The organism is Enterobacter sp. T1-1, assembly GCF_000710795.1.
Classification (GTDB): Bacteria; Pseudomonadota; Gammaproteobacteria; order Enterobacterales; family Enterobacteriaceae; genus Enterobacter; species Enterobacter cloacae.
Genome location: NZ_JALW01000011.1, coordinates 53,171 through 77,144, shown reverse-complemented (window position 1 = coordinate 77,144; position 23,974 = coordinate 53,171). Strand labels below are relative to the sequence as shown.

At 56.3% G+C, this 23,974-nt stretch carries 18 protein-coding genes and 2 pseudogenes; 10 read left to right on the top strand and 10 right to left on the bottom strand.

What is annotated here, in order from left to right; genetic code table 11:
- The 3 genes and pseudogenes from AK59_RS0105150 to AK59_RS0105140 all read right to left on the bottom strand — a co-directional run.
- Window positions 1-1,603: ATP-binding protein (locus tag AK59_RS0105150; RefSeq protein ID WP_029882217.1), on the bottom strand; the 1,603-nt coding region annotated here is incomplete at its 3' end.
- Window positions 1,604-2,022: 419 nt separating this feature from the next.
- Window positions 2,023-2,379 (bottom strand): annotated as a pseudogene (locus AK59_RS0105145) (phage polarity suppression protein); the annotation flags it as partial.
- 314 nt (window positions 2,380-2,693) lie between these two features.
- Window positions 2,694-3,410, bottom strand: a complete 717-nt coding sequence (locus tag AK59_RS0105140) for a PmeII family type II restriction endonuclease (RefSeq protein ID WP_029882215.1) — start codon at window positions 3,408-3,410, stop codon at window positions 2,694-2,696.
- Between the two features lie 89 nt (window positions 3,411-3,499).
- Here AK59_RS0105140 and AK59_RS0105135 point away from each other — a divergent pair, with 89 nt between their 5' ends.
- Window positions 3,500-4,765, top strand: a complete 1,266-nt coding sequence (locus tag AK59_RS0105135) for a DNA cytosine methyltransferase (protein WP_029882214.1) — start codon at window positions 3,500-3,502, stop codon at window positions 4,763-4,765.
- 34 nt (window positions 4,766-4,799) lie between these two features.
- Here AK59_RS0105135 and AK59_RS01000000123590 read toward each other — a convergent pair.
- Window positions 4,800-5,669 (bottom strand): annotated as a pseudogene (locus AK59_RS01000000123590) (phosphorothioated DNA-binding restriction endonuclease).
- A 300-nt stretch (window positions 5,670-5,969) separates the two neighbouring features.
- On the opposite strand from AK59_RS01000000123590, the gene AK59_RS1000000124760 reads away from it, so the two are divergent.
- A complete protein-coding gene (locus AK59_RS1000000124760) occupies window positions 5,970-6,425 on the top strand; it encodes a SymE family type I addiction module toxin (protein ID WP_072207538.1) in 456 nt (151 codons plus the stop codon).
- Window positions 6,426-6,468: 43 nt separating this feature from the next.
- Here the strand turns inward: AK59_RS1000000124760 and trpS are convergent, their stop codons facing one another.
- Window positions 6,469-7,470 (bottom strand): tryptophan--tRNA ligase, encoded by a 1,002-nt coding sequence (gene trpS, locus AK59_RS0105120; RefSeq protein WP_029882212.1) that lies wholly within the window; start codon window positions 7,468-7,470, stop codon window positions 6,469-6,471.
- 199 nt (window positions 7,471-7,669) lie between these two features.
- Between trpS and fosA the strand changes: the two genes are divergently transcribed.
- Window positions 7,670-8,095 (top strand): FosA/FosA2 family fosfomycin resistance glutathione transferase, encoded by a 426-nt coding sequence (fosA, locus tag AK59_RS0105115; protein ID WP_029882211.1) that lies wholly within the window; start codon window positions 7,670-7,672, stop codon window positions 8,093-8,095.
- Here the strand turns inward: fosA and AK59_RS0105110 are convergent.
- Window positions 8,081-9,088, bottom strand: coding sequence for a LacI family DNA-binding transcriptional regulator (locus AK59_RS0105110; RefSeq protein WP_029882210.1), 1,008 nt, complete (start codon window positions 9,086-9,088; stop codon window positions 8,081-8,083). The two genes, fosA and AK59_RS0105110, sit on opposite strands and share 15 nt — an antisense overlap.
- 185 nt (window positions 9,089-9,273) lie before the next feature.
- Between AK59_RS0105110 and AK59_RS0105105 the strand changes: the two genes are divergently transcribed.
- Entirely contained in the window at window positions 9,274-10,362 is a 1,089-nt protein-coding gene (locus tag AK59_RS0105105; RefSeq protein ID WP_029882209.1) for a cellulase family glycosylhydrolase, read from the top strand.
- 50 nt (window positions 10,363-10,412) lie between these two features.
- Window positions 10,413-11,834, top strand: coding sequence for an MFS transporter (locus AK59_RS0105100; protein WP_029882208.1), 1,422 nt, complete (start codon window positions 10,413-10,415; stop codon window positions 11,832-11,834).
- Here the strand turns inward: AK59_RS0105100 and AK59_RS0105095 are convergent.
- The 4 genes from AK59_RS0105095 to AK59_RS0105080 are packed head-to-tail and all read right to left on the bottom strand — an operon-like array spanning window position 11,797 to window position 16,543.
- Complete coding sequence (locus AK59_RS0105095; RefSeq protein ID WP_023293378.1) at window positions 11,797-12,618, bottom strand: alpha/beta fold hydrolase; 822 nt, start codon at window positions 12,616-12,618, stop codon at window positions 11,797-11,799. The two genes, AK59_RS0105100 and AK59_RS0105095, sit on opposite strands and share 38 nt — an antisense overlap.
- A gap of 30 nt (window positions 12,619-12,648) precedes the next feature.
- Window positions 12,649-14,268, bottom strand: a complete 1,620-nt coding sequence (locus tag AK59_RS0105090; RefSeq protein WP_013095408.1) for an MFS transporter — start codon at window positions 14,266-14,268, stop codon at window positions 12,649-12,651.
- Complete coding sequence (locus AK59_RS0105085) at window positions 14,265-14,672, bottom strand: DoxX family protein (protein ID WP_020687449.1); 408 nt, start codon at window positions 14,670-14,672, stop codon at window positions 14,265-14,267. The genes AK59_RS0105090 and AK59_RS0105085 overlap by 4 nt, the downstream gene beginning before the upstream one ends.
- Window positions 14,672-16,543 carry an amidohydrolase gene (locus AK59_RS0105080; protein ID WP_029882207.1) on the bottom strand — a complete coding sequence of 624 codons (1,872 nt, stop codon included), beginning with the start codon at window positions 16,541-16,543 and terminating at the stop codon, window positions 14,672-14,674. Before AK59_RS0105080 ends, AK59_RS0105085 begins: the two co-directional genes overlap by 1 nt.
- A 217-nt stretch (window positions 16,544-16,760) precedes the next feature.
- On the opposite strand from AK59_RS0105080, the gene AK59_RS0105075 reads away from it, so the two are divergent.
- Genes AK59_RS0105075 through AK59_RS0105055 form a run of 5 tightly spaced genes read left to right on the top strand, consistent with a single transcriptional unit; the run spans window position 16,761 to window position 23,972 of the window.
- A complete protein-coding gene (locus AK59_RS0105075) occupies window positions 16,761-17,447 on the top strand; it encodes a hydrolase (RefSeq protein WP_013095411.1) in 687 nt (228 codons plus the stop codon).
- Window positions 17,448-17,507: 60 nt separating this feature from the next.
- The gene (locus AK59_RS0105070; protein ID WP_029882206.1) at window positions 17,508-17,720 is read left to right on the top strand and encodes a DUF1427 family protein; all 213 of its coding nucleotides are present in this window, start codon (window positions 17,508-17,510) and stop codon (window positions 17,718-17,720) included.
- Window positions 17,717-17,977: a XapX domain-containing protein gene (locus AK59_RS0105065; protein WP_013095413.1), complete on the top strand. Its 261-nt coding sequence runs from the start codon at window positions 17,717-17,719 to the stop codon at window positions 17,975-17,977. The genes AK59_RS0105070 and AK59_RS0105065 overlap by 4 nt, the downstream gene beginning before the upstream one ends.
- 22 nt (window positions 17,978-17,999) lie before the next feature.
- Window positions 18,000-18,380, top strand: coding sequence for a response regulator transcription factor (locus AK59_RS0105060; RefSeq protein ID WP_013095414.1), 381 nt, complete (start codon window positions 18,000-18,002; stop codon window positions 18,378-18,380).
- Window positions 18,381-18,389: 9 nt separating this feature from the next.
- Complete coding sequence (locus AK59_RS0105055; RefSeq protein ID WP_029882205.1) at window positions 18,390-23,972, top strand: trifunctional serine/threonine-protein kinase/ATP-binding protein/sensor histidine kinase; 5,583 nt, start codon at window positions 18,390-18,392, stop codon at window positions 23,970-23,972.
- Window positions 23,973-23,974: the final 2 nt, after the last annotated feature.

The following is a 23,974-nucleotide window of genomic DNA, read 5'->3' as shown; positions in this document are numbered from 1 at the left end:
AGGGCTGAGAGGGCTGAGAGGGCTGAGAGGGCTGAGAGGGCTGAGAGGGCTGAGAGGGCTGAGAGGGCTGAGAGGGCTGTGAAGATTTACTAGGGAAAGATATTGAATAGCGCGGATATTTTTTAAAAGGTATTTTTTCTTTACGGCTGATTTGTTTAGCCAATTCACGGTCGACTTTATTTTCTAATATTTTAAAACGCATAAGCTTTGCAACTAATCTTCTATAATGTTCGGTGTCTACTATCCCTACAGCATCCCATATATTCTGCGCAGAGAATACAGCCTCATCCATACCTAAAAGGATCACTGCTTTCATATCCTTATCCAGGTTAAATCTATCAAACTGCTCTAAGAACAATGCTTCCTTATTCGAGTATATGGGTTTGTTAAATAATGTTATGCTAAAATTATCTTGACCTCCTCTAAGTTCTGGAGGCGTTAGTTCATTCTCTTGCATTAGTTGATATATTCTTCGCATTCCTTCGCCCAATTCTCTCATATATCCTAATTCTCTTAAGACTCTTGCTATATATGTATTCCTTGATTGGTGTGCCCCTGTTTGATTAATTATATCCTTAATCCTGATGGTTGAAAGTAATGCTCCCGGGCTTTTGAATTCCAATCTGTCATTGAAGATGTATACTTCAACACCTTTACCTTCTTGAGAATAATCTCTGTGGGCTATTGCATTAAGCAACGCCTCTCGGCAGGCTAGTTCTGGATAAATAGTTTTCTGTTCGAATCGAGCCGATTTATCAATTTTTGTTTGTACTAAATGTGGTCTCAATGCCTCCCATGACTTATCAACAAGATTTAAAATATTCCCGCCTATTGCCTCATCCATTACAACATTGTAATTTTTTCCTGTTAAGAGTTCTGTCCCATCAACTCTTATAATCCTGACCTGTAATCTAGGATGCCATCGAATATACTCTTTGGAAAATAAAAGCAAAGAGGCCCTTCTCAAGTTGAGTTTACTAGTTCCAAACTCTGCTAAATTCAAATATTGAAGGCATTTCTCAGGGGACATTCCTTTCAAAATAACATCGGATACTGTTCGGATTAGCTCAATATCTAAGTCATCGACTTTGGCAGCATCGATGAATTGCCTGTCATACTCTCTGGATAATTTGTCTTGTCGATCAAATTTTATATTTTCATGAGGTACTGGGACTGATTCTAAATCCTTTCTTTGTAAGCATCTTCCATCTGATGTTATATGTATAACTTCGGTGCTCTTTTCAACTGAAAAATAAATAACTCTTTTATTTTCTATCGTTATTAGTTTTTTTCTGACAGAGTTTAAAGGAGTGTCAGTATGTACTCTAACTCTTGGTGCATCCAGGAGGGTATTTATTTCAGTGTCATTGAAAAAATCTATTCCAGTGATTTCTCCATTATCTTCGACGCCGATAAGGAGTTCGCCGCCATCAGCATTTGCAAATGCAACAAGAGTTTGTGCGATGTTGGTCGAAATATCTTTGGTGGGTCTTTTCTCTTTTTTTTCTGGAGGCCCCTGGAGCGCGCTTTTGAACTCCCTGAAATGGCTTTCTCCCAAAGTTACTGCCGTTAATGCTCTTTCCTCGATACCAATGAGACTCATTTGCACTCCATTAGAGATTCTAAATCTTCTAGTTAGAAATGAATATTTCGCTTCTTTTAGTGATTACGAATGTAATCTTTCGTCTGTACTTTCTCAGAAAATCATATAGCCAGATGACTTCAAAAGTAAAGTGATCGAGACGAGGTCTGTCGTTTCATCATCGGCATGATGTCAGCGCAACCGACAATATCATTAGGTATTCAGATTTATGAAAATTAACACCAGCCCAGGCGCGCAATGCTCTCCCCGCCCCGCCTGCCAGCTTAAGGGGGGCGCTTTTAATGCAGGTGCATGAACGCCCTCAGGGGGCGCTAATGCTGGCGCTGGCGGGGGATCCAGTTTCGGTAAAACCATGCATCTTATGCATGCATGGCTTTTTTATGGGAAAACAGCGGGTTTTTCGGGAGTTTTTGAAAGAACTACTGCGCGGCCAGCTCCGCGCGTTGGCGGGTGTAATTCAGGTTCTGTGCAGGTGTGAATTTTTCACGATTATCATCGCGCGAGGCCGCGTCAGGCCTGAATCCGATGGCCGTTAAAATGTCATTATCCTGTGCCGAATAATTAATTTTTTCACCGGCTGCCAGCCAAAGTTGTAGCACCTCGCGCAGATAGTTGAGTGAGTGCTGCATGGCGCAGGACTGAACTGCAGGATATTGCACGGAATTATTCATCAGCTCAGGGGCAAGGGCGGCGGCCAGCTCCGCGCCGTGTGCCTGCATAAAATCTTTTAAATGGTCGCGGATGCTGATGCGTTGCACCTCCTCATGCGAACGTATATCTTAAAAATAATTTTTTAGTAATATTAACCAGATAAAAGAATTTGCTCCTGTGCAATTGAGTAAAATTATTACTATCCTTATGCGGTAGGTCAATTCAATGACGGAAATATCAACTTAGAGCCACATTTATTTTATGTTCTATTGTTGCTACATTATTTTCTGTTGTGTTTTTTTTGGTGGGGTAAGTCCTATTTTTTTTAGTTTAAATGAAAAAGATGAGCCTTGTGATTATGTTATTTGTTATAAAGTGGTTAATTTTGAAAAATGAATTTTTTAATCGCATGTTTACATAAGAAACATGCGATTGTTTTTTAGTTGAGTTTTTCAAGAGCAATTATTTTCTCATTACTTGCTAACTCATTTATTACATCCTCTAATCTTTCACTGAAATCTGCATCGGTAGCAACAGAAGTAATTGCATCTATCAGGTCAGAATAGAAATCCTCATCACCAGTTAGCCTATGCCAGAATTCTTTACCCGTATAAATAGGATGGTAATATTGTTTTGTGATCCTTTTATAGCTTGCATTTAAATCTGATTGTTCACCATAAAGGACACCAATAATAAGATCGTCATGCGGTATTCGAAGGTTATTAGTTCTTGCTAAATTTAGTACGTCTCTAAAATGTCCGGTAATCGATTCGACATCATCTTTATTAATGGTATTGGGTCCGGCTTTAATTTGGCAATATTTTCTATGCCCATCTATTTGGTCTATAAATTCTATGTCTACTCCAGAAGTTGTACTCCCGTACGACTCTCTTAAAATACTAATGAAATTTTGCATGTTTTGACCGAATGAAGTAGTTATAGAAGTTCCTAAGACCCTCGGCAATATCAACGCTCTGGCTATGCTCTGTGCAGATGCTTCACCGGTTAAATATTTTGCTAAATAAATTGTTAGAAAAGGATTTATGTCAAATTCATTTGGATTTACAAGTTTAACTGTATTCTTGATATGATTTGCTGCAATGGATTGACTAAACCATTGTTTTACTTGCTCCAAAATCAAATCTTTGTCTTCCATATCTTCCTCAATTTTCATAACAAAACGCTAAACAAACGCTTGTAAATACTGTATAATAAAACAGTGTTTAACAAGTTTGGAAGCGTCATATGTCTGATGTCCAAGAATTTTTCCCTAAAACGAGTAATGAGTATCTTTCGCTCGAAGTGCTTGCTGATATCCTTTCAGAATCAAAGCGTACACTAGATGCTTGGGTTTCAAAAGGGATCTTAGTCCCGTCATCGTCAACACAAGACGATAAACTTTTATTTAATCTACAGGATTTGTCTCATTTTCCAGAGGTAAATCAAATGATTAGCAGCGAGTGGGAGGCTGAAGAGTGTATTCTTCCTTCTCGCTCTTATAAGTTAGTTGAACTTTTCGCCGGTGGCGGCGGCTTGGCTGTTGGGCTTGAAAAAGCAGGGCTCGATAGTATTTTTCTTAATGAATTAGATAAAGCAGCTTGTGCAACACTTAGACACAACAGACCCCATTGGAATGTTGTTGAAGGGGATATATCTAATATTGATTTTACAAAGATCAATGAAAATGTTGATATTTTGACTGGTGGGTTCCCATGCCAGGCCTTTTCTTATGCGGGTAAAAAATTAGGATTTGAAGATACTAGAGGAACACTCTTCTTTGAATTTGCACGTGCAGTAAAAGAATTACAGCCGAAAGTTTTTATGGCGGAGAATGTAAGAGGTCTTTTAACTCATGAAAACGGACGAACCCTAGAAATAATCCGTGAAATTATCCATGAGCTTGGCTATGAACTTGTAGAACCAAGAGTTCTTAAAGCTATGTTTTATAAGGTGCCACAAAAGCGAGAGAGACTTATTCTTATTGGAGTAAGAAAAGATATTGCAAAACAGGCTATATTTAAATGGCCTTCACCTTATAAGCGAGTTCTGACTCTTAGGGATGCTTTCTATGCTGGGGAACTTTATTCTACGGATGTTCCTGATTCACCGGGTCAATTATATCCATTAAGGAAAAAGGAAATCATGTCTTTTGTCCCTCCAGGAGGATATTGGAGAGATCTTAGTATTGAACTCCAAAAAGAATATATGCAAGGAAGTTATTTTCTTGGCGGTGGAAAAACCGGAATGGCGAGACGCTTATCGCTTGATGAGCCTAGCCTAACCCTTACAACCTCCCCTGCGCAAAAACAAACTGAAAGATGTCACCCTGTGGAAACTAGACCATTGCAAATCCGTGAATATGCAAGGATCCAGACTTTCCCTGATGAATGGGAGTTTAAAGGGTCACTTGGAGCTATTTATCGCCAAATAGGAAACGCCGTTCCGGTCAATATGGCTGCAGCATTGGGACGCTCCCTTGTTCGTCTTCTTAATGATATAGAATCGAACTAATCTATAATCTCATAGGCAGTCTTTGGCTGCCTGATTAACTCCTAAACACCTCCCTACGATGCCACTCCACATATCCCTCCTTTGGATAATTCTCTTTCACCACCGGCAGCGCAATTTGCTTTCCTGCAAAATCCCAGAACAACCGCCCAACAATCCCATTCCCATTCACCGCCTCAGACACGAGCACCCGCATACTCTCATCCAGCCCAATAGATCCTTTATCAAACGCCTTATGATGAATTGCACACAGCGCCAGCCCGTTCGGGATCTCACACGGTCCGCCAAACTGCTTCCATTTAATATGCGCGGCTTCGAGTCCAACGGAGGTGTTATCGTGCCGCATGTTGAACCCACATATGGCGCATTCATAGTTATAAGCACGCAACACCTGCTGGCGGAAAAGCGGATCGCGAACCTTACGGATCTGCTGGATATCAAAACCCATCTCATCCGCGAGCTCTTTCTGAATGCTCTCAGGAAAATGCGCTTCAAGGATCTGCTGCGCGAGCGAGCCGAACAGGTTTTTGTTCTTACTCAGTAGCTCAAAGTGTTCTTCATCAAACCCGCCTGCAACGTTATGTTCCACAAGTTCTTTAACAGGCGGTTGCTTACTGCCAGTGGTCGAACAGAACTCAGTATTCTTCAGATCCCAAAATCTATCCCCTTTGAGCCGCCAGAAAGGCATATTCGGGTAATGAGCCTTTATCTGTGGACCTAAGCGTTCTACCAGACTAAGCAGCTTTTCGTGGAGCTCGGTTCCGTAATCAAACAGTCACGTATGCCCCTGCTGATAGTTCGCCAGAACATACAGAAGCAAAAAGGGCTTATGCGGCGCTCGCTATTCGCCTTTGCGCCAGATGGTGATGTCGGCAATTGCCTGTTCGAGAGTTTTGCTGGAAGCCATCGTGTTACGAAAGAAGGTAAATAATTGCGATGATGCTCGCAAAACCCAGACCAATCAACCCGCAATCAACAAAAACATGACCTTACCGCACACAACTCTATTTCCTGAATCCCCCTCGCAAATTCCAAATTTCCCCTACACCAAACTGCTGTATTTATATTCAGTCCTGTATAATGAGCATCGGAAATTACGCCGAATGGCAAAGGAAGTATCAAAAAATATTTAACGAAGAATTCGCGATATGAAGGTGCTGCAACACCCCCATACCGCTAACCACAAACAACTAATCAGGAGTTGAAAATGGCTGCGACGAATTTTAAGCCAGAGTTTACTGTTTGCAAAACAGAATCAGACGCTTTCACCGGCATGATTGAAAACCGCGAGCTGGTAAGCAAAAACAGCGCCCGCCGCCTTCACGGCAACCCGCCCAACGCGGCACCTGTTCATCCCCGCGCGGAAACGCCGCAGGACAGTGCAGCCTGTTGCGAACTGTATGCGCGCATAGACATGAAATACCTTCTTTTGGGCGGGGACTGGTTAACCCGTGCAGGCTTTATCAACGGTATGCCGGTAAAAATCCGGGCTATGAAAGACTGCATCGTGATTACGCCACAGCATACAAGAGAATTATGGGGATGTCTGGAAGGGATGAGTGTGGTGAATATAAATAAGAAGAAAGTGGCGCAGTGGTTAAAAACATTTCCTGGCGCGTTAAATGACACCGGCGATATTCCGGTAATTAAGCGCAACGCCTGATAAATATCCCGGCCATGCGCCGGGATTATTATTTATATCGCTCTCAAAACACCGGCACCCCCAGCCCAACCTTCACCTCCCTCAACGTCTCCTGCGTCACCCCCTGCGCCCGTTCGGTCCCGCGCTTCAGCATCGCCATCAACTCCCCCTTGTCACGAATATACATCGCCCTCCGCTCCCGCATCGGCGCAATCAGCTCCTGCAAACACCCCTCCAGCTCGTTCTTACAAACCCGGTCACCCAGCCCGCCCGCCTGATAGTGCGCCTTCATCGCCGCCACTTTGTCCTTATCAGGATGAAACGCGTCGAGGTACGTAAACACCACGTTCCCCTCAATCTGCCCCGGGTCGCTCACCTTCAGGTGGTTCGGGTCGGTGTACATGGCGCTTACCGCACGGTGAATAGTCTCTTCGCTGGCAGAAAGATGCAGCGTGTTGCCCAGCGATTTCGACATCTTGGCGCTGCCGTCGATGCCGGGCAGGCGGCTGGTGTCGCTCAGCATCGCCTTGCAGTGGCGCAGCACCCGGGTGGGCAGCAGGCTGTTCATCTTGTGCACAATCTCGTTGGTCTGCTCAATCATCGGCAGCTGGTCGTCGCCGACGGGCACGCACTCGGCCTTAAACGCGGTGATGTCCGCCGCCTGGCTGATGGGGTAGGCCATAAACCCGACCGGCAGCGAGCGGGCGAAGCCCTTCTGCGCAATCTCGTTTTTCACCGTCGGGTTACGCTCCACGCGGGCGACGGTGACGATGTTCATATACAGCATCGTCAGTTCGGCGAGGGCGGGCAGGGCGGACTGCAGGCAGATGGTAGTCAGGTTCGGGTCGATGCCGGCGGCGAGATAGTCGGCCAGCACTTCGGGAATGTTGTCGCGGATCTTCTGCGGGTTGCTGCCGTTGTCGGTCAGCCCCTGCAGGTCGGCAATCAGCACAAACTGGTTGTGCGTCTGCTGCAACGCCACGCGCTGGCGCAGCGATCCGACGAAGTGGCCGAGGTGCAGCGGGCCGGTTGGGCGGTCGCCGGTGAGGATGGTTGGTGCGTTCATAAAGACTCCTTAATGTGCAATTGCCGAAAGGGGTCTTAGATATGAGAAAGCCGCCTTTCGGCGGCTATCTGAAAATGGGGAAAACTACTCCGTGCCGCCTTTAAGAAGGCAGCCACCAGCGGTTTACGGTGAGCACGGCGTGGTTTATGTTCATGCTTTTACCGTATCACGTCCGGCGCGAAAAACAAAAGGGCACGTCATGCTGCAATCACTCAACCACCTGACCCTCGCGGTCAGCGACCTGCAAAAAAGCGTCACCTTCTGGCACAAGCTGCTGGGGCTAGCGCTGCATGCCCGCTGGAATACCGGGGCCTATCTCACCTGCGGCGATCTGTGGGTCTGCCTGTCGTACGACGAGGCGCGCCAGTATGTCCCGCCGCAGGAGAGCGATTACACCCACTACGCATTTACCGTGGCGGAAGAAGACTTTGAACCGTTCTCGCACAGGCTGGAGCAGGCGGGCGTCACCGTCTGGAAACAGAACAAAAGCGAGGGGGCGTCGTTCTATTTTCTCGACCCGGACGGGCACAAGCTGGAGCTGCACGTGGGCAGCCTCGCCGCGCGGCTGGCGGCGTGTCGCGAGAAGCCCTATGCGGGCATGGTGTTTACCTCAGACGAGGCTTGAGGCGCGCGCCTTCAGCCTGCCCGCCAGCGTCACGTGCGTGGCGGCATCTTCCTGATTGCACAGGTACTCCACCGCCAGCCGTCCCAGCTCGCTGTAGGGCAGCTGGATACTGGTCAGCGGCGGTGTGAGCTGCTCGGAGATCTTCTGGTCGTCGTAGCCCGCCAGCAGCATGTCCTGCGGGATGCGCACGCCGTTCACCGCCAGAGCCTGATAGCAGCCAATCGCCAGCCAGTCGCTGGCGCAGAAGATGGCGTCCGGGCGCTCGGCCAGTTCCAGCAGGGAAGCTGTCGCGGTAAAGGATTCGCTGAACTGCCAGTTGGTCTGGCGCACCAGGCTGTCGTCGCACGCGAGTCCGGCCTGCTGCAGCGCCGCCTGGTAGCCTGCCAGACGCTGGCGGGAGGCCTCCATCCAGCTCTCGCCGGTGATGTGGGCGATGCGCGTGGCCCCGCAGGCGATGAGATGTTTTGTCACCTGGAAAGCGTTGGCGTAGTCGTCCGGGATAAACGACGGCAGCAGCGGCGAGCCGGGGTCGCGCTGGTTAAGCAGCACCAGCGGGATGCGGGTGCAGTCCTGGAATGCCGTCATGTCCACCAGCGTGGTGACCGGGGAGGCGAGAATAATCCCGATGCAGTTGCGCTTCTCCAGCTGGCGGATGATGTTCAGCGCCAGCTCGATATCGTCGCCGTAGTCGTAGACGGTGAGCAGCGTCTCGTTGCGCCACGCCGCTTCCCGCGCCTGGCTGATGGCGTCGATAAACGGGTCGAAGCTCTGCATGGAGCTGACCAGCAGGGCGATCTCCTCCTGGTTGCGCGGGGCGTGAACGGCGGGGAGGCGGTCGTAGCCGAGCTCGGTGGCGATGCCAATCACCCGCTGGCGGGTGTCGTCGCTGAGCTTGATGTTGCGGGACTGGTTAAGCACCAGCGATACCGTCGCCTGCGACACGCCTGCCGCCCGCGCAATATCGTTCATCGTCACTTTCGTTTTTCGCTTCATCCGTCCTCTCCCTTTCGCGATTTCGCATCATACCCTAACCGCACGCTTTAGCGCCGTCGATCACGTTTCTCATTCATCGAAGCGTGAACTTTGTGAGGGCCGTCGCTTTTCTCAACGCCGTGATTTGCGCATTTATCCTGCAACTAATATTTATTAGCTAAATATTATCAGTAAGAGGACGCGTAATGAAAGAGCAGTGGAGCAGGGAGCAGGCACAGGCGTGGTATCAGCAAAAAGGCTGGCTGTGCGGGTTTAATTACCTGCCGTCGACGGCGGTGAACTGGACCGATATCTGGCAGGAAGAGACCTTCGATGCCGCAACCATCGAGCGCGAGCTGGGCTGGGCGGCGGAGGCGGGCTATAACACCCTGCGCATCAACCTGCCGTTTATCGTCTGGGAGCACGACCGCGACGGGCTGATGGCGCGCATCGACCGCTTTTTGACGATTGCCGACAGTCGCGGCTTCAGCACCATGCTAACCCTGATGGATGACTGCGGTTTCTCCGGCGACGAGCCGTACCTCGGCCCGCAAAAGCCGCCGGTACCGGGCAAGCACAACAGTCAGGCGGCGGCGAGTCCGGGGCGCGACAAGGTGTGCGATCCCGACTGCTGGCCGCAGATTGAGCGCTATATCCGCGACGTTGTCCGCCAGTTCCGCGACGATAAGCGCGTGCTGCTGTGGGATCTCTATAACGAGCCGGGCAACCGCGGCATTTTCGCGACGGGCACGCAGGAGGTGCAGTACGACGCGAAGCTGGAGACCTGCGCGCACGAGTTGATGAAGCTGGCGTTCCAGTGGGTGCGTGAAGAAGACCCAACCCAGCCGCTCACCGTCTGCGCGTGGCGTCTGCCGCCGGAAGAGGAGGGCGAGACGTTCTTCCAGCATCCGCTGGACCAGACCGCACTGGCGCTCTCGGACGTGGTGAGCTTCCACGCCTACACCCACACTGGCCGCATGACGGCGATTATTCAGCAGCTGCAACAGCTTGGTCGACCGCTGTTCTGCACCGAATGGCTGGCGCGCCACGTGGGTAGCACCATCGAGGAGCAGCTACCGCTGATGTACGCGGCGAAGGTCGCGCCGTATCAGTGGGGGCTGGTGCGCGGCAAAACCCAGACGTGGCTGCCGTGGCCGGTGGTGATGAAGGAGTCCACAGACTACTGCCGCCTCTGGTTCCACGACGTGTTCGAGGAGAACGGCATTCCGTTCTCACGCCGTGAAATCGCATTAATGCAGCAGCTGCGCAAGATCGCCCCGAAAGTCCAGGGCTAATAATATCGACCCGGCGGCCGACCGCCGGGCAACCAGGCAGGCATATAACAATGGCAATGACAATGAAAATACCGTCTCGCGAGTTGTGGTCTTATTTTGGCTATGGTTTAGGTCAGTGTTTTAGCTTTGGTTTAGTGGGTTCGTTTATTAACTATTTTTACACCGACGTGCTGGGGATCTCGGCGCTGGCGGCCAGTACCATCTTCCTGATTGCCCGCGCGTGGGACGCGGTTCACGATCCGCTGTTTGCCAGCATCATGGATACCATTAACAGCCGTTTCGGCAAGTTTCGCCACTTTTTGCTGATTGCGCCTTTGCTGATCACCGGCGTCACGCTGCTGTCGTTCTATAAAATCGAAGCAGACATGACCACCAAAATCCTCTACGCCGGGGTGACGTATATCCTGTGGGGGACGCTGTATGCCATCTCCGATATCCCGTTCTGGTCGATGTCGTCGGTGATGACCAACGACTCCGCCCAGCGCACCCGCGCGGTGACGGCGGCGATGCTCGGGGTGAACGCGGGGATTGCCTGCGCCAACATCTTCTTCCCGAAGCTGGCGGCGTTCTTCGCCCAGTACAGCAATGATAAAGGCTACTTTATGGCGGCGCTGGTGATGATGCTGGTGGGCCTGCCGCTGATGCTCAACGGCTTTATGCAGATCAAAGAGCGCGTGCCGCCGAGCCCGGAAAAGGTGACCATCCGCGACACCTTCCACAACCTGCGCCAGAACAAGCCGCTGTTTATTGTCCTGCTGTCGTTCTTTTTCTGCGTGTTCCACAACGTGGCGGGCGGGCTGTATATCTACTTCTTTATCAATAATCTGGGCGACGGCAGCCTGCAGATGGCGATTGGCGTGATGGGGATTGTGGCGGCGGTGCTGTGCCTGGTCGCCCCGATGCTGACGCGCCGGATGCAGAAGCGGAAGCTGTTTATGATCCTCTGCGGGCTGGACGTGGCGGTGCGCGTGGTGATGTGGTTCATCGGCTATCAGCAGGTGACGATGCTGTTCATTCTGCTCGGCCTGAGCACGCTGTTCGTGATGATGACCAACATCCTCACCTCGTCGATGATTGCCGACACCATTGAGTACGCGGAGTACCACACCCACAAGCGCTGCGCGGCGATCACCTTCTCCGGGCAGACCTTTACCGGCAAGATGTCGGTGGCAGTGGGCGGTGGGTTAATCGGCGTGTTTCTGACGATGATCGGTTACGTGCCGCAGGCGCAACTTCAGAGCCAAGGCGTGCTGTCGGGGCTGTTCTTCGGGATTTGCCTGCTGCCGGCGATTGGCTCGTTGATCCGCATGGGCTTTATGTCGCGCTTTACCTTTACCGAGGAGAAGCATGCGGAGATTTGTCGGCTGCTGGCGGAGCGGAACGCGTCTGCGAAAGCGCCGGGTGGCGGCTGCGCCTTACCCGGCCTACAGAAAATTACAGCGACTTCACAAACGCCAGCAGATCTTCGTTGAGCTGGTCCTGGTGGGTCAGCGCGAAGCCGTGCGGCGCGTTGTCGTACACCTTCAGCGTGGCGTTTTTGATCATCTCTGCCGCCAGCTTGCCGGTGCTTTCAAACGGCACGATCTGGTCGTTGCTGCCGTGGATCACCAGCGTCGGCACGTCGATTTTCGCCATATCCGGGCGGAAATCGGTTTCGCCGAACGCGGTCACGCAGTCGATGGTGCCCTTCAGTGACGCCAGCAGGGCGATGTTCAGCGTCTGGGTCAGGGCACCGGCAGAGACGGTCTGCCCGGCATTGATGCCGTAGAACGGGGTGGCGAAGTCGCTGATGAACTGGGCGCGATCTTTACGCAGGCCGTCGCGAATGCCGTCGAACACGCTCTGATCCACACCCTGCGGGAAGGAGTCGGATTTACCGAAGATCGGCGTGACCGCGCCCAGCAGCGCCAGACCGGCCACGCGTGCGCTGCCGTAGTTATTGATGTAGCGGGTCACATCGCCGCCGCCCATGGAGAAGCCCACCAGCGTCACGTCCTGCAGGTCCAGGGTGGTAATCAGGTCGTTGATATCGGACGCAAAGGTGTCGTAGTCGTAGCCGTTCCACGGCTGATCCGAGCGGCCAAAACCGCGACGGTCAAAGGCGATGGCGCGGAAGCCGCGCTCGGCCAGATAGTTCAGCTGGCTGTCCCACATGTCGCCGTCCAGCGGCCAGCCGTGGCTGAAGAGAACCGGTTTACCCGCGCCGCAGTCTTTGTAGTAAATCTGCGTGCCGTCTTTTGCCTTAAACGTTGCCATAGTGTGTTCCTGTACAAGTGATGGTTATGGTTATACCGGCGCGACCAGGTAGCGAATAGCCGGCGATGTTGTGCCCTGATGAAAAGCCAGAACGCGGCTCTGCAGCAGGAGGTCATTCATGGTGTGGCGCTCCTGCTGGCGCAGATGCTCAATCCAGGAGCCCATCAGGAAGGTCTCGATAAACAGTCCGGGGCGTTCGATATCCTCGTACACCGCCCAGCTCATCGCTCCGGCGCGGCGGCGCACCCGGCGCAGCTCGTGCACTGCCTGCAAAAACGCTTTCGCGTTGTGCGGGTCGATGATGTACTCGTGCGACACCAGCACCGGGCCGCGCTCGTTGGGCAGGTCGATCTCCACGCCGTCCAGCGGCTGGCCGCTGAGGTCGAGATTTAAATCAGGATCTTTCTCCAGCTTCCAGCGGAACACCGTCGCGCTCGCCAGCACCATTCCCAGCGTGGCGACCACCAGCGAGGTCGGGGTGCCAAACTGCGAAGCGATCTGTCCCCAGAGGGCGCTGCCGGCGGTCATCGAGCCGAAGAACACCGTCAGGTAGACCGCCAGCGCGCGGGCTTTCACCCAGCGTGCCGCGCTGCGCTGCGCGCCGAGGTTGAGGGTAGAGAGCACCGCAATCCACGCGAAGCCGGTGAAAAACTCAAACAGGTTCAGCAGCCAGAAGTGGCGCACGAACGCCAGCGCCAGCATGGTAAGAGCAAATGTCAGGCTGGCGGCCACCATCAGGCGGTCGGCGTTCAGCCGCTGGCGCAGCCGCGGCAGCAGGATCGCCCCGGCAATCGCCCCCAGGCCAATGCACGCCAGCATCACGCCGTAGCCCGCCGGGCCTAAGCCCAGCTCGCGGCGCGCCACCAGCGGCAGCAGGGCCCAGCCCGCGCTGCCAAAAACGAAGAAGGCCACCGTGCGCACCAGCACGTTGCGCAGCACCGGCGCGGCGTGCACGTAACGGATGCCAGAGCGCACCGCCGAGAAGAAGTGCTCCGGCGGCAGACGCTGCACTGTCGGTGCGGGACGCCAGCGCCACAGCACCCACGCCACGCCGACCACGGAGAGCGCGTTCAGGGCAAACACCATCCACGGCCCGGCCAGTGACAGCAGAAAACCGCCCAGCGCAGGGCCAATCGCCCGGCTGATGTTCACTCCGAGTGAGTTGAGCGCCACGGCGGCACCCAGCTCTGGCTTGCTCACCAGGTCAGGCACCACCGCCTGGAACGGCGGCGAGCTCATCGCCGCCCCCACGCTCAGCAGAAACGTCGTCACCAGCAGAACCGCAGGCGTGACGTGGCCGGTGAAGGAGAGCACCGCCAGCCCGGCGGCGGCGATGAACACCCACAGCTGGGAGAAGAGCAGGTATTTACGTCGGTCGACGATGTCCGCCATCACCCCGGACGGCAGGGCGAAGAGGAACATCGGCAGGCTGCTGGCCGCCTGTACCAGCGCGATATCCAGCGGATCGGCGCTCAGGCTCAGCATGCTCCAGTTAATACCGACGTCGCTCATCCATGAGCCGACGTTAGAGACCACCGTGGCGATCCACAGCATGCGGAATACCGGCTGGCTAAGCGGCTGCCAGGGCGAAACCGTCGGTGCGGGCGTCGTTTCGACGTGGGCGTCACGAACGTCGTTAACCTGGGTCATGCAAATTTCTCCGTTACCTTACGCTGCAGCCGCCACTGGCCCGGCCCGGTCAGGGCAAGGGTGGTGAAGATAATCAGCAGCAGCCAGCCAAACTGCCCTTCGGCAATCGACCAGTTGGGGTGAACCGCCAGCATCGCCACCAGCAGCACGGCGATAATCGGCAGGCACGCCAGGCGGGTGTAGACGCCCGCAATGATAAACAGCGGGCAGATCACCTCGGCGACAATCGCCGGGATCAGGCTCGCCCAGGGCCCGAAGCCGAACGGATCTTCAATGCGCGTCAGCTCTTCGCTGAAGTGCAGCACCTTCGGCAGGCCGTGTACGTACAGCAACAGCAGGCTGCCGGTGAGACGCAGGAAAAACAGCCCCAGGTCGACCCGGGGCGGAGCAAAGGTGTTTTTCATCAGAATGCAAAGCAGCTGCAGCCCAGCGCCCCCCAGAATGCGTTATCGTCCGACACCGGTACCTCTGACGTGCGGGCAAAATCATGCTGGTGGCTGTGCACCCCGCACGGGCCGCTGCAGTGGTGGACGGCGTTCATACCCACGCGTGTGGCCTGCGGCGGCGCGCTGCGGTAGTGGCCCGGCACCTTCACCACCGGGGACCACTCGGGCAGGACCGGAATGGCAGGCGGGGCCAGCGGGCCAAAGCTGCCTGCGGCGTAGACGATATCGCCGTTGACCACCGTCAGGACGGATTCGATGCCCTTGATCTCCTCTTCCGGCACGCGGAAGTAGTCTTTGCTCAGCACCGCCAGGTCGGCGAGCTGGCCGACTTTGATCTGCCCCTTCTGGTTTTGTTCGCTGGAGAACCACGCGCTGCCCTGGGTCCAGAGCATCAGGGCGGTATCGCGGTCCAGACGGGCGCTGTGATCGTACATCTGCATCCCGCCGACGGTGCGGCCAGAGACCAGCCAGTAGAGGGCGGTCCACGGGTTATAGCTCGCCACGCGGGTGGCATCGGTGCCTAAGCCCACCGGTACGCCGGTCTCCAGCATTTTTGCCACCGGTGGCGTATGGCGGGTGGCTTCAATGCCGTAACGCTCGGCAAAGTATTCGCCCTGGAAGGCCATGCGGTGCTGCACGGCAATGCCGCCGCCGAGCGCTTTGATGCGGTCGATGTTGGCCTGGGTGACGGTCTCTGCATGGTCGAAGAACCAGTGCAGGCCGTTGAACGGAATATCGCGGTTAACTTTTTCGAACACGTCCAGCATGCGGCTGATGGACTCGTTGTAGGTGGCGTGCAGGCGGAACGGCCAGCGGTGCTCTACCAGATGGCGAACCACGCGCTCCAGCTCATCCTCCATGCCTGGTGCGAGATCCGGGCGTGGTTCGAGAAAATCTTCAAAATCGGCGGCGGAGAAGACCAGCATCTCGCCCGCGCCGTTATGGCGGAAGAAGTCGCTGCCCTGGCCCGGCGTGAGCATGTCGGTCCATTTCTCAAAGTCTTCCAGCTCGTGGCCCGGACGCTGGGTAAAGAGGTTGTAGGCGATGCGGACGGTCATCTGCTTCTTCTCGTGCAGCTCGGCAATCACCTCGTAATCTTCCGGGTAGTTCTGGAAGCCGCCGCCCGCGTCGATGGCGCTGGTCAGCCCCAGACGGTTCAGCTCGCGCATAAACTGGCGGGTGGAGTTAACCTGCTGCTCCAGCGGCAGCTTCGGCCCTTTGGCCAGCGTGGCGTAGAGGATCATGGCGTTCGGACGGGCGATCAGCATCCCGGTCGGGTTGCCGTTGGCGTCGCGCTGGATCTCGCCGCCCGGCGGGTTTGGCGTGTCTTTGGTGTAGCCAACCACCTTCAGTGCGGCGCGGTTGAGCAGGGCGCGGTCGTAGAGGTGCAGGATAAAGACCGGGGTGTCCGGCGCGGCGTCGTTAATTTCATCCAGGGTTGGCATGCGGCGTTCGGCAAACTGGAACTCGCTCCAGCCGCCCACCACGCGCACCCACTGGGGCGATGGCGTGCGCAGGGCTTGTTCTTTCAGCATCCGCAGGGCATCGGCCAGAGACGGCACGCCTTCCCAGCGCAGCTCGAGGTTGTAGTTCAGCCCGCCGCGAATGAGGTGCAGGTGGGAGTCGTTCAGGCCGGGGATGGCGGTGTGGCCTTTTAAATCCACCACTTTAGTGCCGTCGCAGTGGTGTTGCATCACCTCGGCGACGGTACCCACTTCCAGAAATTTTCCGTCGCGCACGGCGACGGCTTCCGCCACAGGATTCTCGCGATCGACGGTGTGAAACTGGCCGTTAACCAGAATGAGATCGGCTTTTCCAAGGGTAACCATAACTGCTCCTGACTGAGAGGGGAATGGTCAGGATTATGGGAACCGGTTTCGGCAAAGATCCAGTTATACAATAGGATAGGTATACCAAAGTATAACTATACCTAAGGTTAACTATACGAAGAGATAATTACGCACAGGCGCAGAAGGCCGCAGGATGGGGGCGACTTTATCGGCGTGGCACTCACGGCGATTTCACCCTTAACCACTGGAAAATGCTATGACCTCTTCAAAGCTCGAAGTATTAACCCCTGCGAACTGTCAGATTATTTTCATCGACCACCAGCCACAGATGGCGTTTGGCGTGCAGTCTATTGACCGCCAGGTGCTGAAAAACAACACCGTGGCGCTGGCGAAAGCGGCCAAAGTGTTCAACATCCCGACCATCATCACCACCGTAGAGACCGAAAGCTTCTCCGGTAACACTTACCCGGAGCTGCTGGACGTGTTCCCGGGCCAGGACATTCTGGAGCGTACCTCCATGAACTCCTGGGATGACCAGAAGGTGCGCGACGCGCTGAAAGCCAACGGCAAGAAGAAGGTGGTGGTTGCCGGTCTGTGGACCGAAGTGTGCAACAACAGCTTTGCCCTGTGCGCAATGCTGGAAGGTGACTACGAAATTTATATGGTGGCGGACGCGTCCGGCGGTACCACCAAAGAAGCCCACGACTTTGCCATGCAGCGCATGATCCAGGCGGGCGTGATCCCGGTGACCTGGCAGCAGGTGATGCTGGAGTGGCAGCGCGACTGGGCGCGTAAAGAGACCTACACCGCGGTGATGGATATCGTGCGCGAGCACTCCGGCGCGTACGGCATGGGCGTGGATTACGCTTACACCATGGTGCACAAAGCGCCGTCTCGTCAGAAGAGCGAGCACCGTACCTTAGCGCCGGTCCCGGCCCGCTAAGTCCCGGTGGCAGGCTGGTCCCTCATCCGGCCTGCCACTGACTGCTTTCTGGAGTTCTCTATGAGTACAGGGTTGATATCCCTTGCGGCAGGCGTGTTGATCGGCCTGATGTATGCCGCGCTGAAGGTACGCTCCCCCGCGCCGCCCGCGCTGGCGCTGATTGGCCTGCTGGGGATGCTGGCCGGGGAGCAGGCGACGCGCCATCTGTTAGCCCGCGACAGCGTGGCCAGCGTACCGGCAGTGGTTCACCATCCGGCAGGAGAGTCATCATGAAGGCCTGGATAATTTCGCTGGTGTGCGGCGTGCTGGCTGGGGTAATTTACGCTCTGCTCAACGTCCACTCTCCGGCACCGCCGGTTGTCGCCCTGCTTGGCCTGTTTGGTATGCTGGTGGGCGAACAGCTGATCCCGGTGGGACGTCGCATACTGAATCGCGAACCGCTGACTCTGGCCTGGTTTCGTCACGAGTGTGTGCCGAAAATCAGCGGCACGGCGCCTCCCGCGCCCGTGAAGGAAAACCGCGACGTTTAATGATTTTTTGAGGAATAACAGCATGACGCTGCCGTGGCGCATTGCCATCATTGATGACGAACGTTCTGTCCGCAGCGGGCTGAGTAACCTCCTGGAGTCGGAAGGGTATGCGACCGACACGTTTGATTCGGCAGAGGTGTTTCTGAGCCACCCGTTCGCCCTGTCCGGCGCGGCGCTGGTGATCACCGATATCAAGCTGCGGGGCATGAACGGCCTGGAGCTGTTTGAAAAGCTGCGGCTGCTGGCTGCCCCGCCTCCCCCCGTACTCTTTATCTCCGGTCATGCTGATGAAAATATGCAGCGGTACGCTCTTGATTTGGGCGCCGCTGCATTTTTGCGTAAGCCTATTAACATCGATATTCTGCTGGATCATATTCAGCGGGAGCTGGCCCGCCGACAATAAGGATCGCGGATGAACGAAAACGAGCTGCCTGCATTCTGGCCCGCCCAGGGAAATCTCCATGATGGGCGGGTTTTTGTCCTTAAAGAGGATGTCATTTTTACCGTGCTGGCGCAGGAGGGCGGGATCTCCTGGATGAACGCCCGACATCCTCATTCTGGCGGCTCCTTTATCATTGCCACCGCGGTCAGCGACGAAGAAGAAGAGCGGGCCACCCGGCTGCTCAAAAATGAGTTTGCGTTGCGCGATCACCTGCAGGACAGCTGGGCCATTCGCGCCGTGGCCTCCACCCAGTACCGGGGGCGTTTTGCACTGGTGTATGCGCCGTTTTCGTTTGAGCTGCTGGCGCGACGCGCGGGCAGGGCGATCTCGGGGATCGCCCGGTTTATCGAGCTGGCGATCCAGATCTGCACGCCGCTGCGTCAGATGCACCTGCAAAACCTGATCCACGGCGATATCAAGCCCGGCAATATCTTTGTTCATCACGATTCAACCTGCCGTCTGGGCAGCTTTGGCCTGTCATGCAGTATCTCCGGGGCCTTTTCCCAGACACGGCTGGCCGTCTCTGGCGGTACGCCCGCCTATATGTCCCCGGAGCACACCACCCGCACACAGCGGGCCGTCGATTGCCGCAGCGATCTCTACAGCCTCGGCATTGTGCTTTATGAGCTCCTGACCGGACGCCTGCCGTTTGATCTGGGCGAGAGCGAGCAGACCAACTGGGCGCATTATCACATTGCCTCTGAGCCGCTCTCTCCCGCCGTGTTGCGCCCGGATGTGCCCGACATGCTGTCGACCATCATTCTCAAGCTGCTGGAGAAGCAACCCGATAACCGCTACCAGACCGTCGACGGGCTGATTGCCGATCTTCGACGCTGTCAGGCGACGTTAACCTCCGAAGGCGAGATCGTCGCCTTTACGCCCGGCCAGCAGGACCGGACGCCGGCGATCCATCTGGCGGACTCCCTGTTTGCGGCGCATCCGCAGGCAAACGACGTCATCGCCGCGTTTGAGCGGGTGGGGCAAAACATTGTGCCGGAGCTGGTGACGATCGGCGGGCCGTCGGGGATCGGTAAATCCTCGATTATCGCCACGGCGTTAAAAACGTTGCAGCAGCGCAGGGTGCTGCTGGCGGTGGGCAAGGTCGATCAGTTTTCGCCGACGTTACCCTACGGCGTATTAAGCTCGGCGTTTCGCACCCTGACGCTGCACCTGCTCGGGCTGCCTGCGGAAGAGGTGGCGAAGTGGAAAATCCGCCTCGCGCGCGCCCTGGAAGGATATGAAGAGCTGGCCGTCAGCCTGGTGCCCGAGCTGGGGTTGCTGCTGGAGAGTAAACCTCGCTTCTCGGCAGATACATTTTCCATTGATGCCCGGGCCCGCTTCAGCCATATGGTGCTGGCGCTGGTTAAAACCTTTGCCTCGCAGGGCTGTCCGCTGGTCTTGCTGCTTGACGATCTGCAGTGGAGCGACGCCGCCAGCCTGCAAACGTTGAAGCACCTGCTGGCGACCTGCGGTGCCATTCCGCTATTGCTGGTGGTGGCGCACCGGGACATCGCCTCGTTGTCCGATCCCGCGTTACAGCAGCAGCTCGCGAGCCTGCCGGCGTCGGCGCAACACGCCATCGAGATTATCCCGCAGCCGCTGACGGTGAAGGCGGTAGCACGCTGGCTGGGCACGCTGTTTCGCGTGCGCAGCGCCACAACAACCGACCTCGCCACGCTTATCCACGAAAAAACCGGCGGCAACCCGCTGTTCGTACATGAGTTTTTCCGCCGCATTGTTGATGACGGGCTGGTGGTGCATAACAAGTATCAGGACAAATGGCAGTACGATCTGCAGGCGATCCGCGCCCGGCATTACACTGAAAACGTCGTCACCCTGGTGCTGGAAAAGCTCGAAGAGATGCCCGACGAGACGCGTCGTCTGCTGGGCAGCATTGCCTGTCTTGGCGGCACGGGCGAGCTGGAGATGCTGTGCCGCGTGGTCGGGATGTCGGTGGCGGAAATCCGTTATGCGCTCCACCCGGCGGTGATGGCGCAGCTGATTGTGCTGACGGAAAAAGCGTATGCCTTTACCCACGACAGGGTGCAGGAGGCTGCTTTCGCACTGCTGGATCAGCGTGAGAGGAGCCACCTGCACCTGACCACCGCCAGCCTGCTGGCCGAGGCCGCGCGTCAGGCGGCGGGGAACGAACTGCTGTTCCGCGCCGTGCACCACGTGACGGCCGCGCTGGACAGCATTCAGCCTGCGCCGCAGCGCCAGATGTTCCGCGAGCTCAGCCTGCTGGCCGCACGGCGGGCGAAGCGCACCGGCGATTATCATTCGGCCCTGAGCTACATTCAGACCGCCAGAGCGCTGGGCAATGCCGGGGCGGTGTCTGACTTTATGCTCGACATCGAAGAGGCGGGCTGTGAATTTGCGCTCGGCCACCTGGAGCGAACCCGCGAGCTGTGTGACGCGATCCTCGGCTGCCCCGGCGGGCTGACTGAAAAAGCGCTGGCGGCTAACCTGCTGGTGGAAGTCTACATTCGCCAGTCGGACAGCCGTCTGGCGCTGGAGGCGGCGCTGTGCTGGCTGGGGATTTTTGGTATCCAGATCAGCCACTACCCGGAAGACGTCGAGTGCGACGAAGCCTGGAAACACTTCTGCAACCGCGTGGGTGACGCGCCGCAACAGCATTTTGTCCAGCTCTCGCAAATGGACAACCCGCAAACCGAAGCGGTGATGAACCTGCTGTATAGCGCCAGCATTTGCGCCAGCTTTATCTGTCCGCGCCTGCACTTTTTGCTGCTCTGTCGCATGATGCACCTGACCCTCGACCACGGTATCACCGGCGCCTCCACCACGGCGATGGCCTGGTTTGGGGTGTTGATTGGCCAACGCTACGCCGAGTATCGCCTTGGGTTCCAGTACGGCACGCTGGCCCGCGAGCTGGTAAACCGTCACGGCTACGATGCCTTTGAAGCCAAAACCCTGCTGCCGCTCGATCAGCTCAGCGTTTGGACCCAGCCGCTGTCGTTCACCATCGAGTGCGCCAAGGCCTGCTTTACCGCCGCCGTCACTCACGGTGATATGACGGTGGCCTGCTTTGCGGCCTGTCATCAGGTGATCAACTTCCTCTCGCGGGGCGATCATCTGGACGGGGTGCTGACCAGCATCGATCGCGGTCTGGCCTTTGTCCGTAAAACCCACTTCCAGGACATCGAAACGATTTTGATGCTCCAGCGCGGCTACGTTGAGTTTCTGCGTACGCCGGTCATCGGCACCTGGAGCGCCGCGCAGGTGCTCCCTGAAGCGATGCTGCCAGCGGCGCCTGAGCAGGCCCCGGAGCAGACCTCGACCATGCTGTTCTGGTACTGGCTGTACCGTGGGATGGCGCACTTTACCTGCGGGGAGTATGCCGCCGCGCAGGCGGAGCTGGAGCAGGCGGGCTGGTTCGCGTGGTCTGCGCCCGGCCACATTCACCTGCTGGATTACCATCTCTACAGCGCCCTGTCGCTTTCCAGACAGCTTACGCCGGAGACCTTCTCGGCGAATCACCGTCGCAGCATTCACGCCCACTACGACAAAATCGCCCTCTGGGCGCGGATTAATCCGGGCACGTTTGCCGACAAAGAGGCGCTGATTTACGCCGAAATCGTGCGTCTGGATGGGATGAACAGCATTGCGCTTGAGCAGTATGAGAAAGCGGTGCGCCTCTCGCGGGAGGGCGGTTTCAATCCGCTGAACGCGCTGGCCCACGAGCTGGCTGGGCGCTTTGCCCTTGCCTGCGGCTACCCGACCGCATCGGACGCCCACTTCCGCGGGGCGATCGCCGCCTGGGGCCGCGCCGGTGCACAGGCAAAAGTGCGCCAGCTTGAGCAGGATTTTCCGCATCTTCTGAGCTCCGCCCAGGCCAGCGCGTACGACACGGTGGCTTTCGCGCAGAATGAAGTGATTCGCGATCTGCAAAGCGTGATCAAGGCGTCACGCGCGCTGTCTGAAGAAATTAACCTTGAGCGGTTGATTGAAAACCTGATGACGCTGCTGCTTGAACGGGCCGGGGCGCAGCGCGGTCTGCTGCTGCGCGTGAGCGACAACCATATCCCGGAGATCGAGGCCAGCGCGTGGACCAGTACCGACGGCGTGCGGGTGCGGATCCTGAAAGAGGTCCCGATGGCGACCGATATGCCGCTGTCGGTGCTGGCGGCGGTGATCCGCACCGGACAGGAGATCCGCACCGGCAAGCCGGAAGAGTTCCATCCCTTCAGCCAGGATCCTTATCTCGTGACCTCGGGGGCGGCCGTGATGTGCGTCCCGATGTTCAAACAGGCGCGGCTGGTGGGCGTGCTCTACCTGGAAAATCGCCTGATGCCGGAGGTCTTTACCGCCGAGCACTCCCGCGTGGTGAGCCTGCTGGGGGCGCAGGCGGCGGTCTCGCTGGAGACGGCGCGCCTGTATGCCGAGCTGCTGGCGGAAAACATCCAGCGTCGTCGCGTGGAGAAAGAGCTGCGATCCAGCCAGACCTCGCTGATGCTGGGCGAGCAGATCAGCCACACCGGCAGCTGGCGCTGGGAACTGGAGCAGGATCTGATGTTTATCTCCGAGGAGTACGCCCGAATCCTCGGCCTGCCTGAACAGCAAAAGAAGATCTCCATGGCGGAGTTTTTGACCTTTGTGCATCAGGATGATTACGCCCGGATCAGTACCATCGTCACCCAAAGCGTACGCGAAGGGCTCTCCATGCGGGCGGAGTTCCGCATTAATCGCACCGATGGCTCAACCCGCTATATTCTCGGGATTGGCGATCCGGTGGGCGTGGGCAGCGAGGTGAACGAGTATTACGGCATCATCACCGACATTACCAGCCAGCGGGCGGCGGAAGATGCGATGCGGGTGGCGCAGGCAGATCTGGCGCGCGTTTCCCGGGCGACCACCGTCGGGCAATTGACCTCTTCCATTGCCCATGAGATCAACCAGCCGCTGATGTCGATCGTCTCCAACGCCGGGGCGAGCCTGCGCTGGCTCAACCGGGAGCCAGCCCGGCTGGATAAAGTGCGCGAAGGGCTGGAGGAGATCGCCGCTGAAGGGGCGCGGGCGGGGGAGATCATCCGCAGCATTCAGTCCCTGACGCGCAAGCAGGATCCGACCTTCTCACGCATTGATCTGCACTACCTGGTCCACCATATCATCGCGCTGTCGCGCAGCGAGCTTGAGCAGCGACACATTAGCGTCGATTACCTTTTGCAGGCGCAGGACAGCTTTATCACTGGCGACAGCGTGCAGATCCAGCAGGTGCTGCTCAACCTGGTGATGAACGCGGTAGAGGCGATGGCCGAGGTGAAAGATCGCTCTTGCACCATCACCATCAGCACCAGCAATGCAGAAGGGAGAGTGCTGGTGGAGATAGCCGATACCGGCAGCGGCATAGAGCCTGAGCGGCTGGAGAAGATTTTTGACTCGTTCTATTCCACCAAAGCGCAGGGCATGGGGATGGGGCTGACCATCAGCGCCAGCATCATTGAGCGGCACTGCGGAAAACTGAGCGCGCGCCGCCGGGAGCCGCACGGCACCGTCTTTGCTTTTGCGCTGCCGCTTGCGGCACAGGAAGGGTAACG

Coding starts and splice junctions, on each gene's coding strand:
- AK59_RS0105055 (WP_029882205.1), top strand. CDS start 18,390: ATGAACGAAAACGAGCTGCCTGCATTCTGGCCCGCCCAGGGAAATCTC.
- AK59_RS0105080 (WP_029882207.1), bottom strand. CDS start 16,543: ATGGTTACCCTTGGAAAAGCCGATCTCATTCTGGTTAACGGCCAGTTT.
- AK59_RS1000000124760 (WP_072207538.1), top strand. CDS start 5,970: ATGGCTGCGACGAATTTTAAGCCAGAGTTTACTGTTTGCAAAACAGAA.
- trpS (WP_029882212.1), bottom strand. CDS start 7,470: ATGAACGCACCAACCATCCTCACCGGCGACCGCCCAACCGGCCCGCTG.
- AK59_RS0105140 (WP_029882215.1), bottom strand. CDS start 3,410: ATGGAAGACAAAGATTTGATTTTGGAGCAAGTAAAACAATGGTTTAGT.
- AK59_RS0105070 (WP_029882206.1), top strand. CDS start 17,508: ATGAGTACAGGGTTGATATCCCTTGCGGCAGGCGTGTTGATCGGCCTG.
- AK59_RS0105085 (WP_020687449.1), bottom strand. CDS start 14,672: ATGAAAAACACCTTTGCTCCGCCCCGGGTCGACCTGGGGCTGTTTTTC.
- AK59_RS0105075 (WP_013095411.1), top strand. CDS start 16,761: ATGACCTCTTCAAAGCTCGAAGTATTAACCCCTGCGAACTGTCAGATT.
- AK59_RS0105110 (WP_029882210.1), bottom strand. CDS start 9,088: ATGAAGCGAAAAACGAAAGTGACGATGAACGATATTGCGCGGGCGGCA.
- AK59_RS0105100 (WP_029882208.1), top strand. CDS start 10,413: ATGGCAATGACAATGAAAATACCGTCTCGCGAGTTGTGGTCTTATTTT.
- AK59_RS0105060 (WP_013095414.1), top strand. CDS start 18,000: ATGACGCTGCCGTGGCGCATTGCCATCATTGATGACGAACGTTCTGTC.
- AK59_RS0105105 (WP_029882209.1), top strand. CDS start 9,274: ATGAAAGAGCAGTGGAGCAGGGAGCAGGCACAGGCGTGGTATCAGCAA.
- AK59_RS0105090 (WP_013095408.1), bottom strand. CDS start 14,268: ATGACCCAGGTTAACGACGTTCGTGACGCCCACGTCGAAACGACGCCC.
- AK59_RS0105135 (WP_029882214.1), top strand. CDS start 3,500: ATGTCTGATGTCCAAGAATTTTTCCCTAAAACGAGTAATGAGTATCTT.
- AK59_RS0105095 (WP_023293378.1), bottom strand. CDS start 12,618: ATGGCAACGTTTAAGGCAAAAGACGGCACGCAGATTTACTACAAAGAC.
- fosA (WP_029882211.1), top strand. CDS start 7,670: ATGCTGCAATCACTCAACCACCTGACCCTCGCGGTCAGCGACCTGCAA.
- AK59_RS0105065 (WP_013095413.1), top strand. CDS start 17,717: ATGAAGGCCTGGATAATTTCGCTGGTGTGCGGCGTGCTGGCTGGGGTA.